Annotated in this window: 13 protein-coding genes and 1 tRNA gene; 10 read left to right on the forward strand and 4 right to left on the reverse strand. The window is 50.5% G+C overall.

Annotation, left to right across the window (positions count from 1 at the left end):
* The 4 genes from AAGC78_RS01790 to AAGC78_RS01805 form a co-directional block, all read right to left on the reverse strand.
* On the reverse strand, positions 1 to 267 hold a 267-nt coding region (locus tag AAGC78_RS01790; protein WP_435782313.1), incomplete at its 3' end, for a YbhB/YbcL family Raf kinase inhibitor-like protein.
* Positions 268 to 337: 70 nt separating this feature from the next.
* A complete protein-coding gene (locus AAGC78_RS01795; RefSeq protein WP_435782314.1) occupies positions 338 to 1,396 on the reverse strand; it encodes an FHA domain-containing protein in 1,059 nt (352 codons plus the stop codon).
* Complete coding sequence (locus AAGC78_RS01800; RefSeq protein WP_435782315.1) at positions 1,393 to 2,844, reverse strand: S1 family peptidase; 1,452 nt, start codon at positions 2,842 to 2,844, stop codon at positions 1,393 to 1,395. Before AAGC78_RS01800 ends, AAGC78_RS01795 begins: the two co-directional genes overlap by 4 nt.
* 169 nt (positions 2,845 to 3,013) lie before the next feature.
* Complete coding sequence (locus tag AAGC78_RS01805; RefSeq protein ID WP_435782316.1) at positions 3,014 to 3,739, reverse strand: ComF family protein; 726 nt, start codon at positions 3,737 to 3,739, stop codon at positions 3,014 to 3,016.
* Between the two features lie 160 nt (positions 3,740 to 3,899).
* Between AAGC78_RS01805 and bioB the strand changes: the two genes are divergently transcribed.
* The 10 genes from bioB (at position 3,900) to nusA (ending at position 13,202) form a co-directional block, all read left to right on the forward strand.
* A complete protein-coding gene (gene bioB, locus AAGC78_RS01810) occupies positions 3,900 to 4,958 on the forward strand; it encodes a biotin synthase BioB (protein WP_435782317.1) in 1,059 nt (352 codons plus the stop codon).
* Between the two features lie 60 nt (positions 4,959 to 5,018).
* On the forward strand, positions 5,019 to 6,212 hold the full coding sequence (gene bioF, locus AAGC78_RS01815; RefSeq protein ID WP_435782318.1) for an 8-amino-7-oxononanoate synthase: 1,194 nt from the start codon (positions 5,019 to 5,021) through the stop codon (positions 6,210 to 6,212).
* Positions 6,205 to 7,743, forward strand: a complete 1,539-nt coding sequence (bioC, locus tag AAGC78_RS01820; RefSeq protein WP_435782319.1) for a malonyl-ACP O-methyltransferase BioC — start codon at positions 6,205 to 6,207, stop codon at positions 7,741 to 7,743. Before bioF ends, bioC begins: the two co-directional genes overlap by 8 nt.
* A complete protein-coding gene (bioD, locus tag AAGC78_RS01825) occupies positions 7,736 to 8,431 on the forward strand; it encodes a dethiobiotin synthase (protein WP_435782320.1) in 696 nt (231 codons plus the stop codon). The genes bioC and bioD overlap by 8 nt, the downstream gene beginning before the upstream one ends.
* Positions 8,432 to 8,525: 94 nt before the next feature.
* Positions 8,526 to 9,149, forward strand: coding sequence for a DUF2459 domain-containing protein (locus AAGC78_RS01830; protein WP_435782321.1), 624 nt, complete (start codon positions 8,526 to 8,528; stop codon positions 9,147 to 9,149).
* Positions 9,150 to 9,327: 178 nt separating this feature from the next.
* Positions 9,328 to 9,570 (forward strand): hypothetical protein, encoded by a 243-nt coding sequence (locus AAGC78_RS01835; RefSeq protein WP_435782322.1) that lies wholly within the window; start codon positions 9,328 to 9,330, stop codon positions 9,568 to 9,570.
* 31 nt (positions 9,571 to 9,601) lie between these two features.
* Entirely contained in the window at positions 9,602 to 10,534 is a 933-nt protein-coding gene (locus AAGC78_RS01840) for a putative metalloprotease CJM1_0395 family protein (protein ID WP_435782323.1), read from the forward strand.
* Positions 10,535 to 10,733: 199 nt separating this feature from the next.
* Positions 10,734 to 10,810, forward strand: a tRNA-Met gene (locus tag AAGC78_RS01845).
* Between the two features lie 301 nt (positions 10,811 to 11,111).
* Positions 11,112 to 11,606 (forward strand): ribosome maturation factor RimP, encoded by a 495-nt coding sequence (rimP, locus tag AAGC78_RS01850; RefSeq protein ID WP_435782324.1) that lies wholly within the window; start codon positions 11,112 to 11,114, stop codon positions 11,604 to 11,606.
* A 114-nt stretch (positions 11,607 to 11,720) separates the two neighbouring features.
* Positions 11,721 to 13,202: a transcription termination factor NusA gene (gene nusA, locus AAGC78_RS01855; protein WP_435782325.1), complete on the forward strand. Its 1,482-nt coding sequence runs from the start codon at positions 11,721 to 11,723 to the stop codon at positions 13,200 to 13,202.
* Positions 13,203 to 13,262: the final 60 nt, after the last annotated feature.

Consider the following 13,262-nt stretch of genomic DNA (forward strand, 5'->3'; position numbering starts at 1 on the left):
CACCCAGTGCCACCAGCCGGAGCCGGTTGGAGCATCCGGATCATAAACAGTCAGGGCAAAACTTTTGGTGCCCGCAGGGGCATTGCTCCACACCAACTCCGGCGAAATATTTTTACCGGTGCAACCAAATCCACTAAATACCTGATCAATTGTCAGTGTTGCTTCGGGCTTAATGGTCGGGCTGGACAATTGAAAATCCGCCGCAGTGGCGATACCGCTAAATGCCAAGCCACCAATGAACCCCATGATTAATTTTTTGTTAAACATAATTTGCTCCTTCTGATTTGTTTCTCTGTATTTTCTGATCTGTTTCTTGGTATTTGTGCAGCGGATCAGTTTATTCCGCTGCCTCTGGTTTCAATTCCTGCTCCGTTTCCGGTGTTGATTCCGGAGCCGGTTGTGGTTCAGGTTTGGGCGATTTCTTGATCACTTTTTCGCTGTCATCTTTATCCGGATTTTCCTTGCGCGCCTCATCAACTGTCGCTTGCAGGGACTGCATGTCATCCATGAAATCGGCGATGCTATGGTCGCTGCTAATACGTATTGCTGGTGGATAAATATTGCCCATGTACAACTCATCGGCAAAATGATTGCTTGCCTGATATTTTTTGGTAGTGGTGATCGCAATAACCAAAATCGCCAGCGCGGCCAAATATAATTTCAAGCGGCCGGGACGTTTGTTGCCCACGGTAATCATATGGAAATACAACACCAGCGCGCAGATGACTACTACTGGTGCAGTGGTGAATGTCACCAGCGCTTCCCAACTAAATGCGTAAGCGATGACGCCGCTGAGATGTTCCCATAATTCCATGCCCGCGATACCGGCGCTGGCAATAAATAAATGGCGACCAAAACGCGCGTGGCCATTAAACAAGCGGCTGAACAATGCCCATATTCCGCTCCAGCCGATCGCAAAGCCCAGCACACTGACTAATTCGAGCAAATATTTACTCAGCGTGCCCTGATTTAAATCGGCGACCCAAGTGCTCAATAATCCGGTGATGGATAACAACACCAAACCAATCACGGCGGGTAACCAACCTTCCCAACGATGATTGGTATAGTCAGTTATTTCAGCGGCGACCTGGTAATCCGCGGTGCGAATGCGCAGGCGTGTATGACCAAGGCGATAAACTTTATCGCCATCGATGACAAAGAAATTTTCTTTTGCATTCGCATGAGTGATGCCGTTGTAACTGCCCAGATCGGAAATTACTAATTCATCCAGCTGGCTCAATTCAATCTGCGCGTGATGCGCGGCGGTATGCGGATCATCAAGAATAATATCGTTGTCGTAAGCGCGACCAATACGAATAGGTAGATGGTTAATCTTGGAGCGATGAATAACTTCGCCATCGGGTGTTAATTGTTCAACAAAAATTGGCTGGCTCATTGTGCGGCCTCCACATTTTTGCTGCTGGTTTGCGGTGCGGCTTCTTGCTCTTGGGTGAGTGGTTGCTTCTCATTGTTGTCGAGCGCTGCATCCGGATCGGCATCAGTTTCGCCTGCATCCGTTGCTGCGCGATCAATCCCCTGCAAAAACTGTTCAACCAGTTTCATACCGTTGCTGTAGGAAACACCCTGCATATTAATCATGCTTTGCAAGCTCTTCTGGCTATCATCTGTGCTCGCGGTGATCAAGGTGAAATCATAAAGCCCTTTAAATTTGTGGTAAGCCTCAGCGCAGACGAGTGCGCGCAGCGAAATATTATTGTGCTTGATAAAATTTTCAGTGCAAGACGCTGGCGTAATGGTGTCGCTTTTAGCCGTGCTATAGACCTGGCCATTAAACATATTGCTGGCGAGTTTTGAAAATTGCATCGCGTTGAGTTTTTTGTTGTGCGCGTATTTGTGATGCATGCTGACGTGACCGGTTTGCAATTCTCCAGATACGAAGATCGATGACTCCATTGAGCAATTAATGCTCGCGATAGTGTAGGGCTTTTTGGCAGAGCTATCGGTATTGCCCCAGCAGCGGACTTGATCCGATTCGCGCACCGGTACGCGATAAGGGCCGAGCTCTTTAATGCTGAATGGTTTCTCCAATAATTTATCCACCATCACTGATTGATGCTCAAGCAATTGCTCACCGATGATGGGTTTGAAATCGGCAGGTGGTGTCATGTCGTGGGTGACGCGCGCAAGCAGCGCCTGCACATAGCGTACGGGAACCAAAAAACTCACCAATTCACCATCGAGCCGATGCGCAACATTCACGCCCGCGACCTGACCGTCGGCAGTGACGTTCGGGCCGCCGCTCATACCGGCGTTCACCGCGCCGGTAAACATCAGTTGATCGGAAAATCCGCGCGCGCTGATACCGTTATAAGTACCTTCGGAAATGGTAAAACCCAAATCCAGCGGATTGCCGAGTGAATACAAATGTTGGCCTTGATTCAATTTCACCAGCGCCGGTTGCTCGTCACTTGCAGGCGTATGCGGCACTTTAAAAAAGCCGGTGCCGTTGCGCGCAACGCGTACTACTGCCAAATCGTGCAGCACATCCACCGCCAGTAATTCGATAGCGCCGCTTTTGCCTTGGGTATCTTTGTATTCGCCAAAATAAGTTTCGGGCTCAAGCGCAATTTGCGAGACCACATGGAAATTGGTCACCACCAAATTGGAGTTGCCGATTAAGAATCCTGATCCCACGGACGATTGACTGTTGCCGTTTTTCAGTAGCACACGCAATTGCAAAAGATCCTGCTGTGCCGATGCATAAAGTTGCTGCGCGGCAGAGGAGGGCAATGGCGGAGTCGGAGTTGTTTGTGCCAAGGCTGGCAAGCTCAGGCTGGCGGCCAAGGCGATAGCGCCGGTCAGCAGACGATAGGGAAATCTCATGAAAATCCTTGCGGCAATTTACGATAGAGGTGAACGGTTGATCATTAGGCTTGATCGTAGAAGGATATTAGCGGCTATTTTCCGGTGGCGGTAAAAAGATTTGTATCACTTGCGCCGAATGTTGAGTAATGCGCAGCCCGCAGCGGACTGCGTATCACTCATGCAGGGTTTAATGATCCGGCGTGCGCGCCAGTGCCCAAATATCCACTCGTTGGGCGCCGTTTTTTAGTAATAGTTCACTCAGGGTGCGGGCGGTTGCCGTTGTGGTGACCACATCATCAATCAGGGCGATATGGGCTCCGTGCAGTTTTGCCTTGATGCTGGTGTTGATAGCGAACGACTGACGCAGGTTTTTATAGCGCTCGGCGCGCCCCAAGCCTTTTTGTGAATGGTGATGGCGAGTTTGTTGGCAGGCAGATAGCACCGGAATATCAAAATTTTTACTGATCCAATAGGCAATCAACTCACTTTGGTTAAAGCCGCGCTGCCAGCGTTTGCGCCAGTGGATAGGAACGGGCACGAGAATATCTGGTCGCTCCGCCGTGCTGCAGGTTTCGCTCAATAGCTGTGCCAGCAACTTGCCGCTGCTTAATTGGCGGCGATATTTGAATTGCTGGATTAGAAAGTCGAGTGGATGTGTGTAATTAAAGGCGATACAGGATTGGCTAAAGGCCGGTTTTTTCTGCAGGCACTTGCCGCACAAAGGCGCATCGCTGGCTAACGGTAGTGCGCAGCACTTACATAAATGTGGCTCCCGGTTCAGGCGGGGCAAGGCTGTGTTGCATGTGGGGCAGAGCAGTGGATGCCCGGAATCCGTGAGCCCGCAGATAAGGCAGGGGGCGGGTAGTATGTGATTGAGCGTGCGGGCGGCGACCAGGGCGGTAAAGCGCAGCATATAAATCCTTTATAGGTGCAATCCTTGAGGCTGCATTCTCGGCAGCTGTGGGTGTTTTGTCAAAGCGGGGCTGTAAACCTGTAATAGACTTTTTGGTTGACAGCTTTTTTGGCTCGGTTAAGATGCGGCATAGCCCTACAAAATCTACGGAATACCGATTATGAATGCCAGTTTAGCTCCCGCTCTCAGACACGATTGGACCCGCGCCGAAATCACTGCGCTGTTTGCCCTGCCATTCAGCGACCTGATGTTCCAGGCGCAAACTGTGCACCGCGCCCATTTCAATCCCAATGAAGTGCAAGTCAGCACCCTCTGTTCGATCAAAACCGGTGCCTGCCCGGAAGATTGCGCCTACTGTCCGCAATCCGCCCGTTACGACACTGGCCTTGAGCGCGAAAAGTTGATGGCGGTAGAAAAGGTTATTGAGGAAGCGCGCGCGGCCAAAGCATCGGGTGCGACCCGTTTCTGTATGGGCGCGGCATGGCGTTCGCCGAAAAACCGCGATATGCCTTACGTGACTACTATGGTGCAGGGTGTTAAGTCGCTTGGTCTTGAAACCTGTATGACCCTCGGAATGCTCGACGAAGCGCAAGCGCAAGAGCTGGCTGATGCCGGTCTGGATTACTACAACCACAACTTGGATACCTCGCCTGAATACTACGGCGAAATTATCACCACCCGTACCTACCAAGACCGTTTGGCGACTCTCGCTAATGTGCGCAAAGCGGGCATGAAAGTTTGCTGCGGCGGTATCGTCGGTATGGGCGAAGAGGAAAGTGATCGCGCTGGTTTGCTGCAACAACTCGCCAATATGCCGGATCATCCTGAATCAGTGCCCATTAACATGCTGGTAAAAGTCGGTGGCACTCCACTCGAAAATGAAGCCGATCTCGATCCATTTGATTTTCTCCGCACTATCGCGGTTGCGCGCATCTTGATGCCGCAATCCCATGTGCGTTTGTCCGCTGGTCGCGAACAAATGAACGAGCAAACCCAGGCGATGGCATTCCTCGCAGGCGCTAATTCAATTTTCTACGGCGAAAAATTGCTGACCACACCAAACCCTGAAGCCAACAAAGATATGCAACTGTTCAAAAAGCTCGGCATCAAACCCGAAGCTTACGAAGTGCATGAAGATGAAAGCGAACAGGAAGCGTCCATCGTGCATCAGTTGCAAGAAGCTGCAATGGATTCAATGTTCTACAACGCTGCAAAATAATTTCCGTGATCGTCCATATGGCAGCGTCGGTTTTGGCGCTGCCTTACGTGTGTCTCCTCCATGCCCTCTCATCTCGATCAAACTCTTTCGCCTGCTCTCGCTGAACGCCGCGCTGCACATTTGTATCGCACGCGAAAATTATTGCAATCGCCGCAAACACCACAGGTTGTTGTCGACGGCAAAAACTATCTCGCGTTTTGTAGCAACGATTATTTAGGTTTGGCTAATCACCCCGATGTTATTGCAGCTTTGCAAAAAGCCACTGAAAACTTTGGTGTAGGTAGCGGTGCATCGCATTTGGTGGCGGGGCATTCAAGCGAGCATCACGCGTTGGAAGAAGAACTGGCTGCATTTACCGGGCGCGAACGCGCGCTGTTATTTTCTACCGGCTACATGGCGAATATGGGCGCGATTACGGCGTTAGTTGGCCAAGGTGATGCGGTATTTGAGGATCGTTTAAATCACGCGAGTTTATTGGATGCCGGTTTATTAAGCGGCGCGCGCTTCCAGCGTTTTTTGCACAATGATTTGGATAACTTGCAAAGCCGCTTGGATAAAAGTGATGCGCAGCGAAAATTAATTGTGGTTGATGGTGTGTTCAGTATGGATGGTGATTGTGCGCCCCTGCCTGAGCTCGCGTCTCTCGCGCAAAAAAATAATGCCTGGTTAATGGTGGATGACGCCCACGGGTTTGGATGCTTAGGCAAAGCCGGTGCAGGCTGCGCAGAGCATTTTGGTTTAACGCAAGACCAGTTGCCGATTTTAATGGGCACATTGGGTAAAGCGGCAGGCAGCTTCGGCGCGTTTGTCGCAGGTAGTGAAACCTTGATCGAAACGTTGATCCAGTTTGCGCGCCCTTATATTTACACCACGGCTATGCCGCCTGCAGTGGCGGCGGCAACGCGCGCGAGTTTGCGTTTAATCCAAACTGAGCAATGGCGGCGCGAACATCTTGCTACATTAATTGCGCATTTTCGCGCGGGTGCCCAAGCGCTCAATTTGCAATTGATGGATTCGTTTTCGCCCATCCAACCGATTGTGATTGGCGATGAAGCAAAAACGCTGGCAATTGCCGAGCAGCTTGCCGCGCGCGGAATTTTAATTATTGCGATCCGCCCACCTACAGTTCCAGTGGGCAGTTCTCGGTTACGCATTACGTTTTCGGCCGAGCACAGCATCGAACAGGTGGATCGGTTGTTAACCGCACTGGCAGACGTCATGCAGGAAGTTAGGCTCGAGGTTGTGCATGACTAATCTGGTGTTAATCCACGGCTGGGGTTGCGATAGCCGCACCTGGCAGCCGCTGCTGGAATCATTGCAACAATTTGCATCGGTTACCTTGATCGATTTACCTGGCTTCGGCGCAAGCCCTGAATTACCGGAATTTACGCTCGATGCAGTGCTCGACAAGATCGCAGCGCAAATTCCGCAGGATGCAATTCTTGTCGGCTGGTCGCTCGGTGGTATGCTCGCTGTACAATTGGCGGCGCGCTTTCCCCTGCGTATTCGCGCGTTAGTTACGCTGGCTGCGAATGTAAAGTTTGTCGCTGCACCGGATTACCCAACTGCTATGCCGCGCGCAATCAATCGCCAATTTAATCAGGGTTTTGCGCAAGATCCACAGGCGACATTGAAATTGTTTGGTGGTTTGCTGGCACAAGGCGATGCGGATGAGCGTGCATTGTTAAAACAATTACGTCGCGCTGATTCAAGTGCGGTGACAGATAATTGGCTGCACGCATTGCAGCTATTGACTGAGTTGGATAATCGCAGCGCTTTTGCGCAACTTGTGCAGCCGGGTTTGCATTTGCTTGCGGACCAAGATGCGTTGGTGCCGGTAGCGGCGGCAGAGCTTATGCGGCAAATTAATCCGCAGCAGCAGGTCAAAGTGTTTGAAAATACCGCGCATGCAATCCATTGGAGCAAACCGCAAGCGGTGATTGATTGCATCGCCCATTTTATCAATGCGCAAACAGATTCGGTTGCGGTATTGGATAAGAAAAAAGTCGCGCAATCGTTTAGTCGCGCTGCAGCAACTTACGATTCAGTCGCACAATTGCAGCGCGATATAGGCACACAATTATTTTCCGAATTACCTGCTGCTTTATCGGCACAATCAACATTATTGGATATTGGTTCGGGTACCGGATTTTTCACCCGTCAATTAGCGGCGCAATATCGTGAATCCCATATTATTGGTTTGGATATTGCCGAAGGCATGCTGTGTTACTCATCTGCTGCGCAACAGGGAATCAATTGGTTGTGTGCGGATGCGGAATCGCTGCCGCTCGCCGACAGCAGTGTCGATATTATTTTTTCCAGTCTTGCGATCCAGTGGTGTCACAATCTTCCGCAATTAATGGCTGAGCTTGCCCGCGTACTTAAACCGGGTGGCCAATTGCACATAGCAACCCTCGGTCCGGATACCTTGCATGAATTAAAATCGGCTTGGCAGCAAGTGGATAATTATGTACATGTGAATCGCTTTCAGTCATCGCAAAGTCTTGTTGCCGCGCTCCAATCTGCGCAACTAACGCTCGGTGAAATAAAGCAGGAGAATCGCACGCTTTACTATGATCGTTTAAACGAACTGACACGCGAACTAAAAGCGCTCGGTGCGCACAATATGAATAGCGGTAAACCGGAAGGTTTAACCGGGCGGGCGCGGATGCTTGCATTCAAAACGGCGTACGAACAATTTCGCGGTGCGCAAGGATTGCCAGCAACCTACGATGTTATTTACTTGAAGGCATACAAAGAGGCAGCGCACAAAAATCATGGCTAGGAAAACGTTTTTTATTGCAGGTACTGATACCGACGTTGGCAAAACCCTGGTAGCAGCCGGACTTCTGGTTGCGGCAAAAAATCATGGTTTAACCACTGCTGCATTAAAGCCGCTTGCTGCGGGTTGTGAAAAAACTGAATCCGGTTTGCGCAACGCTGATGCACTTTTATTGCAGTCGGTTATCACGCAGCCGTTAGTGTATGAACAAATAAACCCTGTCTCGCTTGAGTCTGCAATTGCGCCGCATATTGCTGCACAGCAAGAGAAGCGGGTGTTATCGGCTGATCGCATCGCGGGCTTTTGCCGCGGCAGTTTGAATCAGGCGGATTTCACTTTGGTAGAAGGTGCGGGCGGTTGGCGTGTGCCGTTAAATCCGCAGGAGACGCTTGCGGATGTCGCAAAAATTTTACGCTTGCCTGTTATTTTAGTGGTGGGGGTGCGCTTGGGTTGTATCAATCATGCGCTCTTGACGGTAGAGGCAATTCGCAACGACGGTTTGCAGTTGGCGGGTTGGGTCGCTAATTGTATTGATGCGGATATGCCGGTGCTGCAAGAGAATATCCACAGTCTTGCCGCGCGCATACCTGCCCCCTGTTTGGGTGTGGTGCCCTGGTTAGATAAAGCTGTGCCTGAGTCGGTTGCGGCGGCGTTGGATGCTGAAGTGTTAGCCCAACTTTTTTCCGCGTGATTTTTAAATCATATTGAATCGAATTATGGCTATTTATTGGTGGCGTTTTGTTTTCAGCATAGTGATCTTGTCGGCGCTGACAGGTTGCACATCTATGCCCGCAAAACAAAAAATTCCCGTCGCCGATACATCGCACACTATTTATTTTATTTACCGCGATTGGCATACGAGTGTTTTGCTCGATGCAAAAACTGTCGCGCTCCACAGTCGCCATTTACAGCAAGAGGCGCAGGATCAGCGCTACATTCGCATCGGCTGGGGTGATGGCAATTACTTCACCGGCAAAAGCAAAACCTTCGGTGCTGCGACGAAAGCCTTGATTGCGTCGAGTCATTCGGCGTTGCAGGTTATTACGTATCGCCAGCCACCGTTTGCATCAATCCCTGCGGATACGCTGGTGCCCATCGCGATTACGGATAAAGGTATGCGTGAGCTAATTCGCTACCTCGATGAATCATTTGCGCTGGATGAGTCCGGCCAGCCTATCCCTTTGCAAGCCTATGTCACCGATGCCGGGAATTTTTACCGCGCCAGTGGGCATTACAGTGTGTTTAGCAACTGTAACACCTGGAGTGGGCGGGCGTTGCAGGCTGCAGGATTGCCTGTGCGCAGCAGTCTGCAACTAACTGCCCAGAGCGTGTTTGAGCAGGCGAGCTTTATATCCGATTACCAGCAAAATCGGGGGCTGATCGCGGCCTTACCTGCCAAAAGTGAATAATGCAGGGTTATATCAAGTCGATTCTTACATCAAACTTATCTTAAAAGCGGCAATTTCAGCGGCAAAACAGCCTGTTTTTTAGTCTCCCCCCGGCGTAAACTATTAATAAGTGTGGGAAAGTGTTTTTTCTGTCTTTCCTTTGAGGTTATTTTCCAATTCTTATCTGGGGGAAAAGCTGATGGACGTAGGTTCTGTAGTCAACCAAGGCTTGATCGGGATGCAAAAAAGCCAGGCATCCATGCTTCAGTCTGCCCAGCAAATCGCGCAGGCGGGAACGACCCGGCGCGATAATCCACAGGCAAATGATGTCACTGAATCGCTGGTTAATCTGCGTGCCCAAAGCCAGGTGTTTGATAGCTCGGCAAAAGTGGTGAAATCGGCTGAAGAAACTATTGGTACGCTATTGGATGTTAAGGCCTGATCGGCCATTCATGCACATTGAGGTGATTTGAGTGATCAACAATATTCCGTCTAACTTTGCCAATACCGTAGCGCCTTATGCGCCCGTCGGTCGTGCGCCTGTTAGTCAGGAAACCACCGATCTCAAGTCGTCTACCTTTCGCCCTACCGAGCAGATGGCCGAGTCGGGGCGTGGATTAAATCGTCGTTTCCCCGATGAGCGCCCCAACGATGATGTCGAGCGCGATCGTGTAGAGCGCGGCGCACAATCTGCGGTAGCTAGTGATCCTGCGGCGCAAGAAGCTGCAGCGAAACAGCGGATTGAGAAAGAAAATCAGGATGCTGTACGCGATCAAATTCAGGAACTGGCTGCGCGTGACCGCGAAGTGCGCTCCCACGAACAGGCGCATGCCGCTGTCGCTGGGCAGTACGGCAGCAGCCCAACCTATTCGTTTGTGCGCGGTCCTGATGGCGTGAGCTATGCCGTCGGTGGTGAAGTTAAAATCGATACCTCGCCTATTCCCGGTGATCCGGAAGCGACCTTGCGCAAAGCGCAGCAGTTGCGCCGTGCGGCCAATGCGCCCGCCGAACCATCAGGTCAGGACAGCAGCGTGGCTGCACAAGCTGCACAAATGGAGCAGCAGGCGCGCGCCGAGCTGAATGAGCAGCGGGCGATCGAGGCTGAGCAACGCCGGGAAGGCGGCGAGGCCGATGACAGTCAGCAGGTCGGTGCTGCACAGGATGATGCTCGCGCGCAAGAAAACACTGAGCTAGAAAAACAGCGATTAGCTGAAGAGGAAGCCAAGCTGCGTGCTGAGCAAGAGCAGTTTGAGGCTGAGCAGCGGCTACTCGATCAGCGGCAGGCGCGCTCAGAGCTGTTCAATGAAAATACCCGCCGCAATATTGATATCAATCGGCGCCTGATCGAAATCGGTGTGGTCAATTCTGGCTCCGATATTGGCAGTTTTCTCGATGGAAGGGCTTGATCCTTAATAAAACTGCAATCAGTGATGCATAAATTAGTGGTGCGGGTGTTTTGGGTGTCCTGTTTTTGAACGCATCGTTTAATAAGCAAACCGATCCGCTGTTTATTCAGAATGAATGCAGATTTTCCCTTGACCGACATGGTTTGCCTCCCTATAATTCGCGGCCTCACTTGAGCAGTTAGCAAATGTGAGTTTCAGTCGCGGGGTGGAGCAGCTTGGTAGCTCGTCGGGCTCATAACCCGAAGGTCGTAGGTTCAAATCCTGCCCCCGCAACCAAAATTTTGTATTTTGTTGTAGCTTTTTCACCGGTTAGCGTGATTTACAACAAGATGCGGGTAGAGATGAGGGATTCCCCGGTTCTCGCCGATGTTAGCAGTAGTGAATTTGCTTCCATCTAAAGCAGATTCAGGTCGAGAAGCCCCTTTTTGGGGCTTTTTTGTATTTGTTTTTTGCGGGCTTTGCCCCCATCGTACCGGCCAGTGCGATGAATGTTGTAATCGTTCGAATGGGCCTTGTGCCCATTTTTGTTTTTTGGGCCTCTGCTTTTTGCAGGGCTGGATTTAATGCGGAATAAAGCATGGCTTCCAAGCAAGAATTGTTAGAGCAAATGGTCGCTCCTGTCGCCACGGCCTTGGGTTGTGAGTTGTGGGGGTTGGAGTATTTGACTCAAGGGCGCTACACCACTGTGCGCATTTTTATCGATGGCCCTAACGGCGTTTCGCTCGATGATTGCGAGCGTGTTAGCCGTCAGGTAAGTGCTGTATTTGATGTAGAAGATCCGATTGATGGTGAGTACACGCTGGAAGTGTCTTCACCGGGAATGGATCGCCCGTTGTATAACGAAGCGCAATACGCGCGTTATGTTGGCGAGACCATTAGTGTGCGTTTGCGTATCGCGCACGATGGCCGTCGTCGCTTTAAAGGCGTTATCACCAAAGTAGAAAACGGTGATGTATTTTTGCAAGTAGATAATAAGGAAGTGCAATTGCCGGTTGATGTGATCGACAAGGCAAATGTGGAGCCGCGTTACGATGATTTGATGCGTCAACACAATCTTGATGATAAAGAATAATTGGCAACGATTTGAATGAGGCGGTTGCTGCAAAAAATGCGGCGACCGGGATGGAAAACGTAATTATCTGGTGTGTGCATCGCACTGGCTTGAGGAGTTAACAGAGGCAAACCAATGAACAAAGAAATTTTGCTGGTCGCTGATGCGGTATCCAATGAGAAAGGCGTCGATAAAGAATTAATTTTCCAGGCGATTGAAACTGCACTCGCTACCGCCACTAAAAAACGTTTCGATGAAGACTCAACCATCGAGGTTATTATCAATCGTACTACTGGCGATTACGAAACCTGGCGCAGTTGGGAATTGGTTGCTGACGATGTAATGGCTGAGTTGGGAACCCAACTTTATCTTGATGAAGCCGGTGATAAAGATGCATCGCTGAAAGTGGGTGATACCTACCGCGAAAAAATTGAAAACGCCGAGTTTGGTCGTATTGCTGCACAAACTGCAAAACAAGTTATTGTGCAAAAAGTACGTGAAGCTGAGCGCGCACAAATGGTTGATGAGTATCGCGATCGCATGGGCGATTTGATTAGCGGTACCGTGAAAAAAGTAACCCGTGACAGCATTATTGTTGATCTGGGTAATAACGCTGAAGGTGTTTTGCCGCGCGATCAATTGATCGGTCGTGAAATTTTCCGCATGGGCGATCGCATTCGCGCGCTCTTGCTGGAAGTGCGCACTGAAGCGCGTGGTCCGCAATTATTGTTGAGCCGTTCTAACCCACAAGTGTTGGTTGAATTGTTCAAAATTGAAGTTCCGGAAATCGCTGAAGAAGTTATCGAAATTAAAGGTGCTGCACGCGATCCAGGTTTGCGCGCAAAAATCGCGGTAAAAACTAACGACGGCCGTATTGATCCTGTTGGTGCTTGTGTTGGTATGCGAGGTTCGCGTGTGCAAGCCGTGTCTAATGAATTAGGCGGCGAGCGTGTTGATATCGTGTTGTGGGACGATAATCCGGCGCAATTTGTTATCAACGCTATGTCACCAGCAGAAATTGAATCGATTGTAGTTGATGAAGATGCTGCGTCGATGGACTTGGCGGTTAACGAAGAAAATCTGGCGATGGCAATTGGCCGTGGCGGTCAGAACGTGCGTCTTGCGTGCGAATTGACTGGCTGGAACATCAACGTGATGAGCATCGCTGAATGGCAGTCCAAGCAGGAAGCGGAATCTGGCAGCTACATCAATATGTTTATGAGCGCGCTGGATGTTGATGAAGACATCGCGGGTGTATTGGTTGAAGAAGGTTTCACCACACTCGAAGAAGTTGCTTATGTGCCGCTGGAAGAAATGCTGGCGATTGACGGCTTTGATGAAGACGTTGCGGAAGAATTGCGTGCGCGTGCGAAAGATGCACTCTTGACGCAAGCCTTGGCAACAGAAGAGCGCATCGAAGGTGTTGCTCCAGCAGAAGACCTGTTGACTATGGAAGGTATGGACGATGCATTGGCTGCAAATCTTGCGCGTCGCGGCATAGTGACCATGGAAGATTTGGCTGAGCAATCAATTGATGAATTGTTGGAAATTGAAGGTGTTGACGCGACTCGTGCCGCCGCACTGATTATGAAAGCGCGCGAGCCCTGGTTTGCCTGAGTGTGAGCCACTCTAGTGAGCGAAACCCTGTAGGCAACGAACAATCCCTGAGGAAAAACA

Source organism: Cellvibrio sp. (assembly GCF_039207905.1).
Taxonomy (GTDB): domain Bacteria; phylum Pseudomonadota; class Gammaproteobacteria; order Pseudomonadales; family Cellvibrionaceae; genus Cellvibrio.